Below are 18,177 nucleotides of genomic sequence, written 5' to 3'. Positions count from 1 at the left end.
CGCCGAACGGGTCAGGCAGGTTCGGCGGCGGAGACCGAACCGGCCGGGACGAGCACCGGCAGCCGGTCGTCGAGCGGAGTTTGGTCCAGCTCGGTGCTGGTGCCGTCGAAGCCCGCGGGCCCGACGCCGTGGCGCAACTGGAGGCGGCTGAGCCGGACCGGGCCGGAGCCGGTTCCGGAGCCCGGCTGGTGGTGGACCACCCAGACGCGGCGGTCCGGCAGCAGGGCGGCGTTGCGCGTCAGGAAGCGGAGGGTCTCCCGACGCCCGGCCCGGGAATGCCCCGACCAGCCCAGGAAGATCGCGACGTACGGCTCGACGGTGGGCACGTAGGTGATCGGCTGGACGTCGACCTCCAGACCGCTCACCTCGGCGATCTGGCTCGCGACAGCACCTGCCTGCCGGCTGGTGAAGCCGGTACTGGCCGCGTACGCGACTAGCACTCGAGCGGTCATCCTGCTCTCTCCCGTGCCGTCGACGCAGCCTCTGCGCCGGTGCTGCACATCTTTCGGCGTCAACCCACTAACGGCTGAACCGACCGGATATTTCCAAGAATAACCTGAGAATCAGGTCACGGAAGGCAAAACCTGAAACTGGCACCCACCGCAGGGGCGGTGGTCGGTACTGAGATTTCATCGGCATCCGGTTTGTCGATCATGAGGATTCCACGTCGGCAACCCGTTCCGGCAGACCCAAACGGGGTGGGAATTCGCGGCGCCGCCGGGCGGGCCGCCTCTACGCTGAGACGGTGGAGATCACCCAGTCCAGCAAGCTGTCCAACGTCGCGTACGACGTCCGCGGTCCGGTGCTCGAGGAGGCGAACCGGCTCGAGCAGACCGGCCACCGCATCCTCAAGCTGAACATCGGCAACCCGGCCCCGTTCGGCTTCGACGCCCCCGACGACATCGTCGCCGCGATCGTCCGGAACCTGCCGAATGCAGCCGGATACAGCGACTCCAAGGGCCTGTTCTCGGCCCGCACCGCGGTCGCGCAGTACTACACGACCCTCGGGGTCGACGACGTCGACGTCGACAGCATCTACCTGGGTAACGGCGTCTCCGAGCTGATCGCGATGTCCTTGCAGGCGTTGCTGAACACCGGGGACGAGATCCTCATCCCGGCCCCGGACTACCCGCTGTGGACCGCGGTGGCGACCCTGGCCGGCGGGCAGGCGGTGCACTACCTGTGCGACGAGGACTCCGACTGGATGCCCGACCTGGCCGACGTCGAGGCCAAGATCACCTCGCGCACCAAGGCCCTGGTCGTGATCAACCCGAACAACCCGACCGGCGCGGTGTACTCCCGGGAGATGCTCGAGGCGCTGGCCGCGCTGGCCCGCCGGCACAACCTGGTGCTGTTCTCCGACGAGATCTACGACCGGATCCTCTACGACGACGCGGTCCACGTCCCGATGGCCATCGTGGCGCCGGACGTCCTGACGATCACCTTCGGCGGCCTGTCGAAGTGCTACCGCGTGGCCGGGTTCCGATCGGGCTGGGCCGTGATCACCGGCCCGCGCCAGCACGCCCGCAGCTACCTCGAAGGCATCACCATCCTGGCGAACATGCGGCTGTGCGCGAACGTGCCCTCACAATGGGCGATCCAGACCGCGCTGTCCTCGGCGCACGGCATCGACGACCTGGTCCTGCCCGGCGGCCGCCTGCTCGAGCAGCGCGACACCGCCTACGAGATGTTGAACGCGATCCCCGGCGTCTCCTGCACGAAGCCCAAGGGCGCGCTGTACTGCTTCCCGCGCCTGGACCCGAAGGTGCACCCGATCGTCGACGACGAACGGCTCTGCCTGGACCTGCTGCGCAGCGAACGGATCCTGCTGGTGCAGGGCCGCGGCTTCAACTGGCCGCGCCCGGACCACGTCCGCATCGTCACGCTGCCGCACGTCGAGGATCTGCGCGAGGCGATCACCCGCATCGCTCGCTTCCTGGAGACCTACCGCCAGTAGGGCCGCCCGGCCGCCCGGCCGCCCGCCAACAAACCGCACTTCTGCTGCCTGTCCCACCTATCGGCGCGCTCCGATGGGTGGGACAGGCAGCAGAAGTGGCGTGGTTCGGGGGGGTCAGGTGGTCAGGTCAGGTCAGGTCAGGAGCCGAGGTGAGCCTCGCGGCGGGCCAGCTCGGCGACGCCGGTAGACAGCTCGCAGGCCAGGTCCAGCGCCCGGTCGGACATCGGGTTGCGGCGGATCCACCAGCAGATCAGGTGGGTGATCTGGCCGGCCAACTCCGGGTGCAGGCGCAGCGCCTCGGCGGCGCTGACCTTACGGGCCGAGGCCGCCAGCAAGGCGTACCACTGCCCGTCGCGGAACCCCAGCTCGCGGCCCAGCGGACCGGACAACGTCGCGTCGTAGCCTCTGCTGACGTCCGCGTCGAGCCAACCGGCCGGGCTGTCCGGGACGGTCGCGGCCGGTGGCCAGACACCGGCCTGCGGCAGCGGACCGGACGGGTGCTCACTGTCCAGGATCGGGTCGGCACGGAACAGCTCGGACAGGTCGACCGGCTGGGTGCGCTGGTCGAGGTGTCCGCCCCGGACGGCCACGTCGCCCCACAGTTCGACCGGCTGGGTCGCGTCGGTGGCCGCGGGCGCGGGCGCCGGCTCGGCGGGCGTCATGTCGGTGGCCATGTCCAAGGCCTCGGTGTCCTGCTGGGCGGTCGTCGGCCAGGGGTCGGTCAGCGGGTCCCAGTGCCCGTCCGCCGTGACGGCCGGCTTTCCCAGGCCGCGACGGATCACGTCGGCATCACCGATCTGCTCGAAGCCGGTCTCCCCGAGGTGCCAGTACTGGGCACGGAACTCGTAGTCGCCGGCCTCGGCCGGGGCGAACTCCGGGTACCCGAACGCGGGCGCGGTGGTACCACCGCTCAACTGCGCGGTAATCGACGAAGGGCCGGTCAGCAGATCGGCGGGATCAGGACGCGAACCACGCCCGGTGGGCGAGGTGGCCGGTTGGGGCCATGCGTCATCTTGGTGGCGGGCCATGAAAGTTCTCCTCCCCGGGGCGGCGTTGGGTAACCGGCGCGGGCGACATTGGCAGAGTCGATTCGTGGAGCACGCTCGTCAAGACGCGCGAAGCCGAATTGCCCGCACTTTGACTTCACAGGGGACCAAGCACAGGACTCGCCCCGACCCGATTTGCGCGACTGTTGCCGCGCCTTCGCGGAGATCACGAACGCCGCATCCTGGCTGAGTGCTCCCGGGGGCCCGGGAGACAAACCCCGCACGGCGCTGTAAGGATGCCTGGGCAACCCCCGACCAGGAGCCGCCGATGCGCAGCACCATGCAGGACTCGCCGCTGACGATCAGCCGGATCGTCCGCTACGCGACCACCGTCCACTCCGAGGCGGAGGTGGTCACCTGGACCGGTTCCGACTCCCGCCGGGCCTCCTACGAGACGCTCGGACGCCGCGCCGCGCGTCTGGCGAACGCCCTGCGCGGGCTGGGCATCACCGGGGACCAACGCGTCGGCACGTTCGCGTGGAACAACGCCGAACACCTCGAGGCCTACGCCGCCGTGCCGGCGATGGGCGCGGTGCTGCACACGTTGAACATCCGGCTGTTCGCGGAGCAGTTGTCCTACATCGCCAACCACGCCGGTGACGAGGTGATCATCGTCGACGGCAGCCTGGTCGGGCTGCTCGCGCCGATGCTTCCGCACATGCTGACGGTTCGTCACGTCCTCGTGACCGGCGGCGCCGACCGCTCGCCGCTGGAGGGCTGCGGCAAGGCTGTCCACGACTACGAGGAGGTCCTGGCCGCCGCCTCCGACGAGTTCGACTTCTCCGACGACCTCATCGACGACGAACACGACGCCGCGGCGATGTGCTACACGAGCGGCACCACCGGCAACCCCAAGGGCGTCGTCTACTCGCACCGTTCGATCTGGCTGCACTCGATGCAGTGCTGCATGGCCGAGACGTTCGGGATGTCGGCCCGCGACCGGTCATTGCTCATCGTGCCGATGTTCCACGCGATGGCCTGGGGCATGCCGTACGCGGCGCTGCTGTGCGGCGGCAGCGTGCTGATGCCGGACCGGTTCCTGCAGCCCGAGCCGCTGGCCAAGTTCATCTCCGTCGAACGCCCGACCCTGGCCGGCGGCGTGCCGACCGTGCTCACCGGGCTGCTGGCCTACCTCGACGCGAACCCGACCGACGTGTCCTCGCTGCGCGAGGTGGCCGTCGGCGGGTCCGCGTGTCCGCCGGCACTGATGAAGGGCTGGGAGGAGCGCCACGGCGTCCGCCTGCTGCACGCCTGGGGCATGACCGAGACCTCGCCGATCGGCTCCATCGGCCGGCCGCCGCCCAACGCGTCGCCCGAACTGGCCTGGGTCCGGCGGCTGAGTCAGGGCCGGATGCCGGGTGCGGTCGAGGGGCGTCTGGTCGGCGACGACGGCACGGTCCTGCCGAACGACGGCAGCAGCCTCGGTGAGCTCGAGGTGCGCGGCCCGTGGATCGCCGGTTCCTACCACCAGAACCGGGACATGCCCGACCCGGACACCGGGGCGGCCAAGTTCCACGACGGCTGGCTGCGGACCGGCGACGTCGGCTCGCTGACGCCGGACGGCTTCCTGACGCTGTCCGACCGGGCCAAGGACGTGATCAAGTCCGGCGGGGAGTGGATCTCCTCGGTGGACCTGGAGAACACGCTCATGGGCCATCCGGACGTGCTGGAGGCCGCGGTGATCGGCGTCCCGGACCCGAAGTGGGACGAGCGTCCGCTGGCCGCGGTGGTCCCGCGGCCGGACACGAAGGTGGACTTCGCGGAGCTGCGTGAGTTCCTCGCCGAGAAGGTCGCCCGCTGGCAGCTGCCGGAACACTGGGCGTTCGTGGCCGAGATCCCGAAGACCTCGGTCGGCAAGTTCGACAAGAAGGTGCTCCGGGCCCAGCACGCCGCCGGTGAACTGGACGTCACGACCCTGGGCTGACCCCGCCGGCGGCAGCCAGCCCACCACCTCCCCATCTTCTGCGCGTGTCCGCGCCCTTCCCGAGAGTTTTAGGGCGCGCGACACGACAGAAGATGCGTGCTTGGGCGGGCGGGCGTCGGGGCGGTCAGCCGCCGAGAACCGCCAGCAGTCCGGCCAGTCGGTCCTCGACGTCCGGGCCGGACGCCCGGGCGGCCAGCCCGAGCTTGCTCTGCCCGGAGCTGAGCCGGGTCGAGTGACCCACCGTCAGATCCGAGGTCGTGTAGGCGATGACCGGGACCGGCGAGTCGCCGTTGAGGCTGCGCAGCCAGTCGATCCGGTCAGTCGGCAGCGCCAGGTTCCGCAGCACCAGGTCCGGCTTGACCTCGCCGGCCCGGGCCGCCGCGCGGGTGTCGGCCCGGGCGTGGGTCGCCACGTATCCCAGCTCGGTCAACCGGTCGCCCAGCGCCGCGGCCACCCCGGCGTCCGGCTCGACGACCAGGACGTTCAACGGCCGGTCGGCGGGCGGCAGCACGGCCCCGATCAGGGCCGTCGGCTCGCTGGCGGTCTCGTTCTCACCGAACTCGCCCAGCCCAACGGTCAGCACGAGCGGCAACCGGGCGGCGGAAACCGCGCCGGCCAGCGACTGAAGCATCTTGCGCCCCAGGGTCCCGCCCTGCGGGTCGACCAGCACGACGGCGGTGCCCGCGGGCACGACCGCCGGCGGCTCCCGCCGGTCCAGGGCCACCGAGCCCAGCCCTCTCGAGCCCAGCGCGTCGGCCAAGCCGGCGCCGGCCCGCGGCCAGGTCAGCACCTGGGTGGGCCGCGGTCGGTCCTCGACTGCTACCTCGGTGGCCGCCTCACCGACCATCGGCCGGGCCTCGGTGGCCTCTGCCGCCGGCCGCCGAGCGGGCATCGGGATCACGTTGCCGGAGATCTCCGGCGCTTGCGGCGGCGGGGCCGGAGGCGGCGTGGGGACCGGAGGGACCGCGGACGGAGCCGGCGGCGCCTCGGTCCGGGCGTGCCGCCGGTGCGGACGTGCCACAGGCGGCGCCTTGACCTCGACCGGCAGGTCGAGCACGAACGTCCGGCGCCCCGGCGCCGCCTCGATCAGCAGCCGACCGTCGTGCCCCTCGGCCACCAACTGGACGTAGCCCAGGTCCGGCCCGGTCGGGCCGCCCTCGGCCCGCAGGTACTCGAGCATCGACTCGGCCAGCGGCCGACCGCCGTCGCTACCGGCGACCGTCAGTCGCACCCGGTCGCCGTCCAGGCGGGCGCCGAGCTGGACAACCTCGCCCTCGCCGCTCGCGGCGACAGCGATCCGCAGCAACTCGGCCAGGCCGGCGGCCAACCGGCCGCTGTCGGCCGGGACCTTCCCGGCGTAGTCGTCGACCTCGATCAGCACCCCGACGTCCTTTGCGGCCGTCCGGACCACGTCCGCGGCTGCCGTCAGAAGCACGTTGACCTCGGTGGCCGGGCGCTCACCCCAGCCTTCGCCGGCCATGAGGTCCTCGTAGTCCAGCGCAGCGGTCAGTGCCGCCTGCACCCGTGCCGCCTCGGCGTGGAACGGGAACGCCGCCAGCAGCGGCTCCACCTCGGTGGTCAGCAGGTCGATCAGGCGGTTGCGGCGCCGGTTGAGCTCGTGGCTCTCGGTGACGTCGGTCAGCGCGAACACGGCCCCGACGACTTCACTGCCGTCCTTGATCGGCGCCGTGCTGACCTCGACCGGGACGGGGGTGCCGTCGGCCCGCCAGACGATCTCCGGGCGGCGCTGGATCCGCCGCCCGGTGCGCAGGGTTCGCGCCACCGGCGACTCGTTGGGCGGATACGGGGTGCCGTCGGCCTTGGTGTGCCACACCGCCGAGTGCAGCTCCTGCCCGGCGATCGCGCTGACCCGCACCCCGAACAGCCGACCCGCCGCCGGGTTCGCCAGAACCACCCGGCCGTCGCGGTCGACCCCGCAGACGGCCTCCTCGGTGCTGCGCAGCACTGCCTGCGTCGCGCGGCCGGTGCGGACCAGCTCGGCCTCGGCGTCGATCCCGCTGCTGTGGTGCATGGAGATCAGCAGACGTTCCTCCCCGCCGCCCCAGGGGACCGGCGTGCAGGTCACCTCGACGCCGAACACGACGCCGTCCAGGGAACGGGCGACCATCCGCCGCGCCTTGCCGTCGGCACCGTCCGCCGCCTCGGCGACATCGGCCATCGACGGAAGCAGTTCACCCAGCGACAGTCCGATCAGCGGTTGACCCGAGATAGCACTGAAAGCCTCAAGGGCCTTCGCGTTCGCGTTCTCGACGATCCCGGCCGGATCGACCAGCAGCAGGGCGTCGGGAAGGCGGTCGAGAATCGCGGCCAATCGCGCCGTACTGCGAGTAGGCCGAGATGCCATGGACCGCAACACCTCCGAGGAGCCGGTGCGCCTGGGCGCGGCGGCGCCGCCACCCGACCGGCGCAGTCTTGCATGAGGCGATCATGTCCGGAATGGCACTCCCCCTTATTGGACGGGACTTTGCCGCGACGCGCGCAGGACGGATAGCCTGTGCCTGCTCAGCACTCAGGAGGCTTCGCCTAGTCCGGTCTATGGCGCCGCACTGCTAATGCGGTTTGGGCCTTAAAGCCCATCCGGGGTTCAAATCCCCGAGCCTCCGCGGGACGGGGGGGCCGTGCTCGGCGCGTTCCGCGCGCCTCGCCCGGTCCGCTCCGGTTCATTACATTGCGACGCTCCGCGTCGCTTCGCCGCGTCCGCGGGCGGTGCCTGCCGGCGGCACTCGTCCTTTCCAGTGGCGTCCCCTAACTGCGGCGGGCCCAGCGTTTCGAGGCCCAGGCGCTGGCAACGATGAAGACCAGGCCCGCGGGCAGGAGCCAGGGCGGGATGTCGGTGTTGGCCTTCGGGGCGGCCAGCGGTGCCGGCGTAGGGGTTGAGTTGGGGGCGGCCGGCGCAGCCGTGGTCGGGGCTTCGGTCGGGGCCGCGGACGGCTCCGGAGGCAGCAACGGGTTCACGTCCGGATACTGCGTCGGGTCGACGGCGAGCATCTTCTGCGGGGAGACAATCCCGTAGCCGTACTCGGTGTCGAAGCCGAAGGGGCGGTTGCCGGCCGGGTTGTGGATCAGGGTCTGGATCAACTGGTTGCCCGTGGCGTTCGGGTACTTCGCGGCGACCAGGGCCAGCGAGCCCGCCACCAGGGGCGTGGCCTCGGAGGTTCCGCTGTAGATGACCTGGCTGCTCCAGCGGCCGTTCTGGAAGGAGCCGGTGGGGATGTCGGCGCCCGGGGCGGAGATCACGAACGCCTTGCGGTCCTCGATCACGTTGCCGGTCCAGGGGGCACCGGCGGAGTCGACCGCGGCCACGGCGACCACGCCCGGGTAGGCGGCGGGGTAGCGCACCGAGCGGTCGACCGGGCCGTCGCCGGTCGCGGCGATCAGCACGGCGCCGGAGCGCAACACCGCGTTCACCGCGTCGTGCAGGACCGGGGAGTCGTCGCCGCCCAGGGATGTCGTGATGACCCGGGCGCCATCCGCAGCAGCCGTGACCAGCGCGCTCGCCACGGCCTCGGCCTCGTCGGCCCCGACGCAGTTGACCGAGGACAAGGTGCTGGTGGCGTCCTCGACGGCGTAGGTCCGCACGGTCGCGTCCGGTGCGACCCCGGCGACCCCGACCCCACCCGGCGCGGTGCCCACCCCGGACCCGGCAATGTTCACCACCACCGAGGTGCCGTGTGCGGCGGCCGCGCCCTTGCCGGTCGCGCCGCCGCCGCAGAAGTTCCGGACCGGGACGACGTGCTGCCCGCGCAGTTCGGGCACATCCGGGTCGATCTGGCTGTCGATCACGCCGATCACGGCCCCGGTCCCGGTCGTCACCTGGTGGGCCGCGGCCAGGTCCATGGACTTGTACCACCAGGCCTGCTGGCCCACACCCACCGTCTCGGCACAGGCCACCGCGCCACCCAACGCCAGGAACGCGGCCACGCCATTCACAACAAGTTGCACTGCTGGATTCCCCCGCGGAATCGGTACCGGCCGAAGATCTCGCCCGTCACGGCCGCAGCAGAGCCGCCGCGAACGCCACGTCGTAACCGGCACACAGGTCCGGGTACCAGCTCGGCAACCGACCGCCCGGGCCCGCCTCGTGGTTGACGTCGAACATCGCGTGCCCGACCCAACCCAGCGCCAGCAGACCACGCCGCAGCAGTGCCGGACCGGGCCCGGGCCCGAAGCGCGCGCCCGCGACGGCCAACCCGGTCGCCACGACGACACCCGCAGCCTCGCGCAGGGCCGGCTTGGACACCCGCCGCTCGCGTCGCGCCGCCGGGTACACGACCGCGGCCACGACCAGGCCCACCGCCGCCAGCTCCGGACGCACCGACGGCACGACCCGCCGCGCCGCGGACTCGACCAACCAACCCGACAACGCCCCGACCCCGATAGCGGCCGTGCGCCGGGCCGGACACCTTCCAGGCATCGGCCACCTCCCGACGCAGACGTTACGCCGGCGCCCCTCGGCTCGTTTCGCCTCCCAGCACTGAGCCGCTAGACTCGGCAACCGGCCTCGCGGCCAGGCGCTCGTAGCTCAACGGATAGAGCATCTGACTACGGATCAGAAGGTTGGGGGTTCGAATCCCTTCGAGCGCGCGATGCTCAGGCGACCTGTGTCCGCGGACAGCGCGGACCGGGTCGCCTCGCATTTAACCGCGACGCTCCGCCTCGCGGCGGGGGCTGCGCCCCCGAACCCCCGCTGCCTCGGCCGGCGTCAGGTCGCGATCTGCCCCCGAGGTGATCACGAGCTGGTCCGGCTCGGCGCCCAGCACCCGACCGTCGATGCGGACCTCGACGAGCTCGGGGTCGAAGCACACCAGCGAGCCCACCCGGGCCGCCTCCGGGTACGGGTCGGGGTAGGTCCAGGCCGCGGCCGGCACCCCGGCGACGTCGAGCAGGTCGGCCACGCCCTTGTACGGGCAGAACGTGTTCTCCTCGGCCGCGACGAGCGCGCCCGCGTCGACGTCGGCGGCGGGGACGTACCAGCGGGTCGCGAAGCCGGTCTCGTAGAGCGCCAGCGGGCCGTTCGTCTCGGCAACCACCCGCTCGCCCACCCGCACCACCAGGTGCCGGGAGGTGCTGCGGATGTCGACCCGGTGGTACGGGTCGGCCGCGTGCCCGAGGACGCGCTCGTCCTCCTCGTAGAACCCGTCCATCGCCCGCCAGACGAAAGCGACCCGGTCGCGCAGCACCGCGGCGTACTCCGGCGGCGCCGGGTGCTCCCAGGCCCCCCGCTCGACGACCCGGTCGTCGGTGCGCACGGCCAGCCAGGTGGTGGCGCCGAGTTCCGGGTGCTCCGTGCGCTCGCCCCGCGGCCCGAGCACGGCCGCCACATCGGCTCGCGGGAACCAGGCCACCGGGTAGCGCCCGGGCTCGTGCAGCAGCAGCACGTCCTCGCTGTCGGCGACCCAGTCCTCTCCCAGGCGCACCCGCATCCGGCGGCGCAACGGCTCGGCGTAGAGCATCCGGACCGGCAGGTCCCCGGCGACAAGGAACCGGCCGACGGCCGCCTTGCCCAGTGGCCCCTGCTGCCAGGAAAGTCCCATGACCGCTCTTCTCCTTCTCCGTGGGATCTGACGCAGGCTCAGAAGTGCCCGCAGGTAGGCATGTCCTCGGGGGCCGGGGCGCCCGTGGCGGCCACCCCGCTCGGCGCGTAGACCTCCAGCCGGATCCCGTCCGGGTCGCTGAAGTAGATGCCGCCGGAGTCCGCGCCCTCGGCGTGCCGCACGATGCCGCCGTAGCGACGCTCGATGCCGAGGTCCGACAGGCGCCGCTGCAACGCGTGCAGCTCCTCCACCGACGCGACCTCCAGCGCCAGGTGATGCAGTCCGGGCCCCGTTGCGGTGAACGCCCCGTCGGCCTGGTGCCACAGCGTGACCAGCACGTTCCCGTCGCGGCCCAGGAACACCCAGTCGCGTTCGGCGTCGGAGCTCTGACCGAGCGGCTCGAGGTCGAGGACCCGGATGTAGAAGTCCCGGGAACGGGCGAGGTCGGTGACGTTGAGCCCGACGTGCCCGGGGCGGACGGCGAGGGCGGTGGCGGTGGTCATGACTGGACTCCTTCGACTCTGGGCGGGACCGGGGCTAACCGGTGATCCGACTATTTCAGGTTAGGGCTAACTAGTCAAGAGCTGTGTTGTGGTTAGAATGGGCCATGGCGATGACGCGACCGCTGACCGGTGAACCGCTGGGCGTGGACCTGCTGAACACCACGTGGCGCTCGGGTACCGGCCCGGTCGACGTGCTCGACGACATCGCCGGCACCCGCGACTGGCTGCTCGAAGCGGGCATCGCCGGCCCGACCACCGAAGCCGTGCGCGAGGCACTGATCCGGGCCCGGGCGGCGATCCGCGCCCACGCCGAGGCGCCCGACTCCGAACCGGCGATCTCCGCGCTCAATGAAGTTCTGCGCTGGGGTCGCAGTTGGCCGGCGGTCAGCGCGACCGGGCCGATGGTCGAGCGGGCGGTCGAGGACCCGGCCCGCTGGGCGGGCTGGTTGGCGGCGGTCGACTACGCCGAGCAGGTGGCCGCACGCCCCGGGCGGATCCGGTCCTGCGCCCATCCCGATTGCGTCCTGTGGTTCGTCGACACCAGCGCCCGCGGCACCCGGCGCTGGTGCTCGATGGCCGGCTGCGGCAACCGCGCCAAGGCCGCCCGGCACTACGCCCGGTCACGACCCGGCGACGAGTGAGCCTGGCTCTAACTGTTATTTACGGCTTGACAGGTTAGCTCAACTGGCGCATCCTGGTGTAGCGGACCCAACCAGGGAGGCGTCATGGCGACGACGATCACGCGGGGCTTCCACCCCGGGGAGCTCGCGATCCAGGAGCGGGCCGGGGTGTCGCAGGACGCAGCTCGGTTGGCCGGGATGCTCGGAGCGCCGCGACTCGAGGGCGGGTTGGCCCGCTTCCTGACCGAGATCCGGTTCGCGGCGATCACCGGCCGCGACGACACCGGTCGGCTGTGGACGTCGCTGCTCACCGGCGCGCCGGGCTTCATCCGGGTCGACGGAGGCTCGCTCGCGGTCGCGACGAACCCGGACCCGACCGGCCCCTTGGCCCGACTGCAGCCGGGTTCGGAAGTGGCGCTGATAGCGATCGAGTTCGGGATCCGGCGCCGGGCGCGGATCAACGGCACGTTGACCGCGGTGGGCCGGGACGGGTGCACGATCGAGGTCGACCAGGCCTTCGGGAACTGCCCGGCCTACATCCAGCAGCGCGGACTCGACGTCGATGACTCGCGCCCCAAACCCGCCCCGACCACCGAGACGACCACGCTCGACACCGAACTGACGTCACGTCAGATCGACATGGTGCGTGCGGCCGACACGTTCTTCCTCGGCACCGCCCATCCCACCCGGGGGATGGACACCTCGCACAAGGGCGGCCGTCCCGGATTCGTCCGCGTCGAGCCGGACGGCTCGGTGTGGTGGCCGGACTACGCCGGGAACAACATGTTCAACAGCCTCGGCAACATCGCCGAGAGCCCGGAAGCCGCGCTGCTGTTCGTCGATTTCGAGCGCGGCAGCGCCCTGGCCGTGTCCGGCCGCGCCGAGGTGACGTGGGTGCCTGCGGGCAGCCCCGGCGACGACGGCGGCACCGGCCGCCGCGTCGTCCTGCGGCCGGAACGCGTCACCGAGTCCGCGCTCCCGCTGCGCGGCACCGACCCCCAGCCGTCCCCGGACAACCCCGAGCTGCGCTGAGCGCAGCCCTCAGCCGCTGTGCACCAGGATCAGGATCGCGACGCCGTCCCCGTCGGACAACGCTGAGGAGTCCCAGCGGATGCGGGGCACGACCCGGCCGTTGACCGAGGCGGCCACGCGGCGCTGATCGGCGAAGCCCATGCGGGCCGCGACCACGTCCGCCAAGGTGGTGCCGAAAGCGCGACTCTCCGCGGCGCCGTTCACCGTGAGCACCAACGGGGCCTCGTCGACGATCATGCGAGTTCCTTCCGGCCGTATCGAACGTCGCGTCCGAACGCCGGACCCCGGCAGCACCGTTGGCGCCTGCCGGGCGGAGACCGCCGACCGACTTGGGTGCGTGCCGGATCGCGATCAGGTGGCGTGATCCGGTGTGTCCAGCATTCGACGAATCACCCGATTCGACCACTGACATTTGTCACCTTCGCCGGCAAATTCACCGTCATGAGCCGGTTGTGCGGGACCGCTCCAGCACCGCCTCGACGATCGGGATCAGGTTCACCAGGATCGCCAGTAGCGCGCCGACGACGAGCAATGTGAAGTGGACCTGCTGGGCCGGCCCGAGGTGCAGCCAGTAGGCGAACCACAGCCCGCCGATCAGGAAGAACAGGAACAGCCCGGCGAACATCATCAGCGCCTGATTGGTACGGCGGACGAACGGCGTCAGGTCCGCCCCCGGGGTCCGGATCGCGCGGATGCCGGTCACCACGGCCCGCCACAGGAACCCGGCGGTCAGGACCTGGTAGGCGATGATCGCGGCGAACAGCGGCCCGGCGGCCCCACCGGACCAGGCCCGCCACGCCAGCCCACGGCCCGCGGCGTGGTCGGCGATGATCGCCTTCATGCTGATCGTGTCGCCGATCAGGGTGCGGTTGGTGTCGAAGTCGGTGGCGTTGTTGAGCGCGATCAGGCTCAGCCACAACGCGATCCCACCCAGCACGAAGACCGCCATCGGCGCGAGCCCGGTGCGGACCCCGGCCGCCGGTTCGGGTGCCCGGTCGAGTCGATCGAGCACCCTGCGGTGCGCAGTGACACGTGCCGAGGGGGATTCCACGCTCATCTGCCGAACGCCTTCCGTCAGATCGAGCCGGCCGCCGGTCGAACGGCGACCGGCCGTTGGTTCAAACCACTTCGAGCAAGCGAGGGGTGTCGACCGGGGTCGCTCCGGCAAGGACCGCGTCGATTGTCTTGCCGGCCGCGCGGTGCTCCTTGGGGACCAGCCCGTCCTTGTCGAACGCAGTGAACTCGATCCCGGCCGACGCGCACTTCTGACCGGCCTGGTGCACGGTCAGGTCGACGGTCATCCGCAGCCGGCCGGGGTCGTCGAGGTCGGCGTCGCGGACCCGGCACTCGACGTCGGCCTGGACCGGGAACAGGAAGTTCTGGAAGCGCAGGTCCATCCCGTGCCAGATGTAGCTGTAGCGGCGGTCCGGCCAGCGGACCGCGACGAACTGCTCGCAGACGGAGATGAACATCTGCCGGAACGCCTCGATGACCACCATCCCCTGCAGGTGCTCACCGCTCTGGTGGTCGAGCAGGAACTCGTTCTCCGGGTGCAGTCGCAAGGAGGCCCGGTAGGTGTCGTCGCCGGTGCTGCGCAGGCCCGCGAGCACCGCGTTGGCCTCGCGCTGCTTGTGCGTACGCGAACGGCTGACCACAGCGGGTTCCTCGGACTCCAGCAGCACCGAGTCCAGCAGTCCGCGGGAGCGCAGGCCGTCGCGGACGAAGTCGCGGTCGTAGGTGGTGATGCCCTGGCCCCAGCTGATGGACAGCGGGCCACGCAGGTTGTCGAAACAACCGGCTCGCACCTCGGCGACGAAGCCGGACACCGTCCGCACGGACTGGTGAGTGGCGAACTGCGCGAACTGGTCGCCGACCAGGCAGACTGTGGTCAGCAAACGCTCGGTCATGCTTCCGACCCTGCCTTTCCGCCCGTGGCTTCGAGATCGGGGGGAAGCAATGGACGTCCGTGGCGAGTACGCGAGCCAACCATATGGTTGGGTGGCTCCCAAATCAATTACACACCCAGTACGCGACGAAGCAACTTCCGCCACGCCTCCTGGAGCGGGCGAACCCGTCGAGATTCTCCTCAGCCGGAGGTGACCCGCGCTCCGGCGGCCACGTGCTTGGCGATCTGCAGGATCTGGTCTCGGATGACGCGGTCCTGCTCCCGAACCGAACGCACCTGCGGGCGAACGATCTGCCTGGTCAGCTGGGGAACCGCGCTCGGCCAGGCGGCCAGCCCGATCAGGCACAGCAGCACCGCCGCGGCCTCGGGGCCGGCCGGACAACCCAGCGAGGCCGCCATGGCCTGGACCTTCAGGCCGTAGCGCTCCAGCCGCTTCTCCTCACCCGGCAGCTCTTCCTCGCGAGCGTGCAGGGACTCCCACATCAGCAGGCGGACCAACTCTGAGCGGCTGCGGTGGAAGTCGTAGACCGCCCCGACCCAGGCCTCCAGATCCTGCCCCGGCTTCGACACCGACTCGGCGAGCTCGTCAAGGGCAGCCTCGACCGCTGCGGCGAACAGGGCGTCCTTGCTGCCGAAGTGGCCGTAGACGCGCTCCTTGTTCACCCCGGCCTGGGCCGCGATCCGGTCGATCCGCGCCCCGTCGATGCCGAACGCGGCGAACTCCCGTCGAGCTGCCGACAGCAGCTTGCGCCGGGTCAACTCTGCGTCCCGAACCACTGCCATGACTCGAACTCCAACCGTCTGGTTGTCGCATTGTGACCCCAACCGAGCTGTTGGTGCGCCAAATCCGGAGGTCGAGAGCCAAATCGTGTCGGAATCCGACGGGCCGTCCGGGAATTGCACATTGACAGCCAACTAGTTGGTTGGTTCCCTGGGCCATGACCACGCTCACCGGCCACCACGTGCGGCTCCTGGCTCCTGGGCGGGGGGGAACCAGGGGTGGACGCCACGGTACGTCTCCGAGCGTGGTCGCGTTCGTGTCCACGGTCGGCGCGCTTTGTGCGGTCGGTGTCGTGGTCGTCGGACAGCTCTACACGGCGCTGCCGCTGCTGGGGAGGTTCGGCCGATCCTGGTCGACCACCGCCGGCAGCGCCGGGTGGACGGTGACGGCGTTCAGCCTCGGCTACGCCTTCGGCTTCCTGCTCTCCGGGCCGCTGTCGGACCGGATCGGCCGCCGCCGCGTGATCCTGCTCGGGCTGGTCGCGACCTGCGCGGCCACCGCGCTGCTGGCTGGTGCCGGCAGTGAGGTCGCCGGCGTCGGGCTGCGCGGGTTGCAGGGCATGTGCGCCGCAACGTACGCGCCGGCCGCCCTGGCCTACCTGGCCGAACGGATCGAGCCCGCCCGGCGGGTCGCGGCCACGACGTGGCTGACGAGTTCCTTCCTGGCTGCCGGGGTCATCGGCCAGGTCTATGCCCAGTCCGTCGCCGAAGCCATCGGCTGGCGGGCTGTCTACTGGACCAGCGCGGTGCTGCTGGCGGGCGGCGCCGCGCTCCTACTTCTCGTCCTGTCTCCCGGAGGCGTGACCACGGTCGGCTCGACCGCGCAGGTCTACCGATCGATGGGTCGACTGCTGACCCGGCCGGGGCTGGTCCTGCTGCTGGTCGCGACCGGGACCGTCCTGTGCGGGTTCGTCGCGCTGTACGCCGGACTGGCCGAGGCCGGGCCGCGCGGGATCGCGCGTTCGCCGCACGCGATGCTCGAGCTGCGGGCAAGTGCGTTGCCGGCCATGCTGCTCGTCCCGTTGTGCGCGCCTCGGTTGGCGCGGATCGAGGCGACGCATCGGGTGTGCCTGGCGCTGACCACGGCCGCGGCGTTCAGCGTCGTCGGTGCACTGCTGGGGCTGACCGGGTCGCTGTCGACCGGCGCGCTTTTCGTGCTGCTGCTGGGTTTCGTGAGCGGGATCGCGTTGGCCATCCCGTCGCTGGTGCAGGCGATCGGCGTGCGTGCCGGTGCCGCCCGCGGGGCCGGGGTGGCGCTCTACACGTTCGTGTTGTTCATCGGCGCCAGCCTCGGGCCGGCGCTGGCCTCGATCACGTCCGGCCACGGCTTCGCCGCGGTGGCCGGTTGCGTCGGGGTTCTGTCGGCCGGCGGGGCGGTCGCGGCTGGGGTAGCAGGACACATTGAGAACAAACCGGGGCGGGGACAGATCGCGTGAACTCAATTGCCTTCTTCGATGTCGACGAGACATTGCTCAATACCAAGAGCATGTTCGACTTCCTGCGCTTCCGGCGGACTGCCGAGGAGCGCCGGAAGGCCACCGAACGCCTCGCCTCGATGGCGCAGGCCGGGATCGACCGGACCGAGATCAACCGCGCCTACTACAACCTGTGGGCCGGGGAGAGCTGGGTCGAACTGATGCAGGCCGGGGAGGCCTGGTACGCCGACCTGTGCTCCGGCCGGCGCATCGGCCCGCCGTTCATCGCCTCGACGTTGGCGGCGTTGCGACGGCACCGGGCGGCCGGGCACGGGATCGCGCTGATCTCGGGCTCGTTCCTGCCGTGCCTGCGGCCGCTGGCCGACGACCTCGGCGTCGAGATCGTGCTGTGCACGCACCCGGACCTGGACTCCGCGGGTCGGCTGACCGGCACCGTCCGGCATCCGATGATCGGCAAGGCCAAGGTCGTGGTCGTGCATGCCACGGCCCGTCGGCACGGGGCGGAACTGACGGACTGTCACGCCTACGCCGACCACGGCAGCGACCTGGCGATGCTGCGCAGCGTCGGGCATCCCAACGTGGTCGGCGACGATCCGCGACTGTTGGCCGCGGCACGCCTCGAAGGCTGGCCGGTGCTGTCCGCGGACATGGTCACCGACTCCGCCGCCGAGCGCGTCCGCTCGGTCGAGGCAGGTGTCCGACCATGACCGCGGCATGCGCGGAACCTGGGCCGGGCCTGCTGAGCCCGACCGTCCTGGTCAAGGACGACCTGGCCCGGCGCCCGTTGGCCGCGCGCTGCTGCACGTTCACCGAGACCGCGGTGATGCTGCGCCTGGCCGGGCAAGTTCGGTTCGAGGGCGGCAGCATGCGGTTGAGCGCCGTGCTCGACCACCCCGGTGCCGCGCGCCGACTGGCGATCGCGGTGACCTCATTGCTGGGTTCGGAGCCCAGGGTCGAGAGGACACCGGGTCGGGCCGGGATCGGGTCGCGGTGGGTCGTGCGCATCGACACCGGCGCGCCGGCGCTGGCTCGCAAGGCCGGCCTGTGCGACGGCACCGGCCGTGCCGTGAGTGGCATTCCGCAGCATGTGATGGTCTCCGCGGCCTGCTGTCAGGTCGCGGCCTGGCGGGCCGCGGTGCTGGCCACCGGGACGATGCCGACGACCGGCGGCGAACGTCGCCTGCGCGTCGGCTGCCCCGACCTGCAGGCCGCGATGTCGCTGGCCATGCTGGCCGGGCGGATCGCGGCCCGGGCCCGGGTCCCGGCCGCGGGGCCGCCGCAGGTCGTGATCGAGGTGGCGGGCGAGGTTGCCGCGATGCTGCGCGCGATCGGCGTCGGCGAGGCCACGCTGGAGACCTGTGCGCCACCCGTCGGAAGGCCCAGACCACGGGCCGTCAGTTGAGCGCTTCAAGCTGAAG

Annotated in this window: 18 protein-coding genes and 2 tRNA genes; 9 read left to right on the top strand and 11 right to left on the bottom strand. The window is 71.3% G+C overall.

Going from position 1 to position 18,177, the window contains the following annotated elements:
* Positions 1-11: 11 nt before the first annotated feature.
* Positions 12-452: a hypothetical protein gene (locus VHU88_20885; protein HEX3614153.1), complete on the bottom strand. Its 441-nt coding sequence runs from the start codon at positions 450-452 to the stop codon at positions 12-14.
* 293 nt (positions 453-745) lie between these two features.
* On the opposite strand from VHU88_20885, the gene VHU88_20880 reads away from it, so the two are divergent.
* A complete protein-coding gene (locus tag VHU88_20880; GenBank protein HEX3614152.1) occupies positions 746-1,957 on the top strand; it encodes a pyridoxal phosphate-dependent aminotransferase in 1,212 nt (403 codons plus the stop codon).
* 137 nt (positions 1,958-2,094) lie between these two features.
* On the opposite strand, the gene VHU88_20875 is transcribed toward VHU88_20880, so the two are convergent.
* Positions 2,095-2,871, bottom strand: a complete 777-nt coding sequence (locus VHU88_20875) for a hypothetical protein (protein ID HEX3614151.1) — start codon at positions 2,869-2,871, stop codon at positions 2,095-2,097.
* Positions 2,872-3,271: 400 nt separating this feature from the next.
* Between VHU88_20875 and VHU88_20870 the strand changes: the two genes are divergently transcribed.
* Complete coding sequence (locus tag VHU88_20870; protein HEX3614150.1) at positions 3,272-4,927, top strand: long-chain fatty acid--CoA ligase; 1,656 nt, start codon at positions 3,272-3,274, stop codon at positions 4,925-4,927.
* Between the two features lie 124 nt (positions 4,928-5,051).
* On the opposite strand, the gene VHU88_20865 is transcribed toward VHU88_20870, so the two are convergent.
* Complete coding sequence (locus VHU88_20865; GenBank protein HEX3614149.1) at positions 5,052-7,292, bottom strand: PAS domain-containing protein; 2,241 nt, start codon at positions 7,290-7,292, stop codon at positions 5,052-5,054.
* Positions 7,293-7,460: 168 nt separating this feature from the next.
* Here VHU88_20865 and VHU88_20860 point away from each other — a divergent pair.
* Positions 7,461-7,551, top strand: a tRNA-Ser gene (locus VHU88_20860).
* A gap of 142 nt (positions 7,552-7,693) precedes the next feature.
* On the opposite strand, the gene VHU88_20855 is transcribed toward VHU88_20860, so the two are convergent.
* Together VHU88_20855 and VHU88_20850 are read right to left on the bottom strand one after the other, a co-directional pair.
* Positions 7,694-8,869: a S8 family serine peptidase gene (locus VHU88_20855; GenBank protein ID HEX3614148.1), complete on the bottom strand. Its 1,176-nt coding sequence runs from the start codon at positions 8,867-8,869 to the stop codon at positions 7,694-7,696.
* Positions 8,870-8,936: 67 nt separating this feature from the next.
* A complete protein-coding gene (locus VHU88_20850; protein HEX3614147.1) occupies positions 8,937-9,362 on the bottom strand; it encodes a hypothetical protein in 426 nt (141 codons plus the stop codon).
* A 97-nt stretch (positions 9,363-9,459) separates the two neighbouring features.
* On the opposite strand from VHU88_20850, the gene VHU88_20845 reads away from it, so the two are divergent.
* Positions 9,460-9,532, top strand: a tRNA-Arg gene (locus VHU88_20845).
* A 53-nt stretch (positions 9,533-9,585) separates the two neighbouring features.
* Here the strand turns inward: VHU88_20845 and VHU88_20840 are convergent.
* Together VHU88_20840 and VHU88_20835 are read right to left on the bottom strand one after the other, a co-directional pair.
* Entirely contained in the window at positions 9,586-10,482 is an 897-nt protein-coding gene (locus VHU88_20840) for a DUF427 domain-containing protein (GenBank protein ID HEX3614146.1), read from the bottom strand.
* A gap of 38 nt (positions 10,483-10,520) precedes the next feature.
* Entirely contained in the window at positions 10,521-10,985 is a 465-nt protein-coding gene (locus VHU88_20835) for a VOC family protein (GenBank protein ID HEX3614145.1), read from the bottom strand.
* A gap of 104 nt (positions 10,986-11,089) precedes the next feature.
* Here VHU88_20835 and VHU88_20830 point away from each other — a divergent pair, with 104 nt between their 5' ends.
* Entirely contained in the window at positions 11,090-11,626 is a 537-nt protein-coding gene (locus tag VHU88_20830) for a CGNR zinc finger domain-containing protein (protein HEX3614144.1), read from the top strand.
* A gap of 84 nt (positions 11,627-11,710) precedes the next feature.
* Positions 11,711-12,637 carry a pyridoxamine 5'-phosphate oxidase family protein gene (locus VHU88_20825; protein HEX3614143.1) on the top strand — a complete coding sequence of 309 codons (927 nt, stop codon included), beginning with the start codon at positions 11,711-11,713 and terminating at the stop codon, positions 12,635-12,637.
* Positions 12,638-12,646: 9 nt separating this feature from the next.
* Here VHU88_20825 and thiS read toward each other — a convergent pair whose 3' ends face one another.
* From thiS to VHU88_20805, 4 genes are all read right to left on the bottom strand, one after another.
* Positions 12,647-12,874, bottom strand: coding sequence for a sulfur carrier protein ThiS (gene thiS / locus VHU88_20820; GenBank protein ID HEX3614142.1), 228 nt, complete (start codon positions 12,872-12,874; stop codon positions 12,647-12,649).
* Between the two features lie 202 nt (positions 12,875-13,076).
* A complete protein-coding gene (locus VHU88_20815; protein HEX3614141.1) occupies positions 13,077-13,694 on the bottom strand; it encodes a DUF2165 family protein in 618 nt (205 codons plus the stop codon).
* A 61-nt stretch (positions 13,695-13,755) separates the two neighbouring features.
* On the bottom strand, positions 13,756-14,544 hold the full coding sequence (locus VHU88_20810; protein HEX3614140.1) for an AfsA-related hotdog domain-containing protein: 789 nt from the start codon (positions 14,542-14,544) through the stop codon (positions 13,756-13,758).
* A gap of 179 nt (positions 14,545-14,723) precedes the next feature.
* Positions 14,724-15,326: a TetR family transcriptional regulator gene (locus VHU88_20805; protein HEX3614139.1), complete on the bottom strand. Its 603-nt coding sequence runs from the start codon at positions 15,324-15,326 to the stop codon at positions 14,724-14,726.
* A 242-nt stretch (positions 15,327-15,568) separates the two neighbouring features.
* Here VHU88_20805 and VHU88_20800 point away from each other — a divergent pair, with 242 nt between their 5' ends.
* From VHU88_20800 to whiA, 3 genes are read left to right on the top strand one after another with little or no spacing between them, the layout of a single operon-like run.
* Positions 15,569-16,759 (top strand): MFS transporter, encoded by a 1,191-nt coding sequence (locus tag VHU88_20800; protein ID HEX3614138.1) that lies wholly within the window; start codon positions 15,569-15,571, stop codon positions 16,757-16,759.
* Positions 16,756-17,466 (top strand): HAD-IB family hydrolase, encoded by a 711-nt coding sequence (locus tag VHU88_20795; protein ID HEX3614137.1) that lies wholly within the window; start codon positions 16,756-16,758, stop codon positions 17,464-17,466. Before VHU88_20800 ends, VHU88_20795 begins: the two co-directional genes overlap by 4 nt.
* A complete protein-coding gene (gene whiA / locus VHU88_20790; protein ID HEX3614136.1) occupies positions 17,463-18,161 on the top strand; it encodes a DNA-binding protein WhiA in 699 nt (232 codons plus the stop codon). The genes VHU88_20795 and whiA overlap by 4 nt, the downstream gene beginning before the upstream one ends.
* Positions 18,162-18,177 lie beyond the last annotated feature (16 nt).

The organism is Sporichthyaceae bacterium (assembly GCA_036269075.1).
Taxonomy (GTDB): domain Bacteria; phylum Actinomycetota; class Actinomycetes; order Sporichthyales; family Sporichthyaceae; genus DASQPJ01.
The sequence above is the reverse complement of the archived record's forward strand: the minus strand, read 5'-3'. Positions and strand labels throughout refer to the sequence as shown.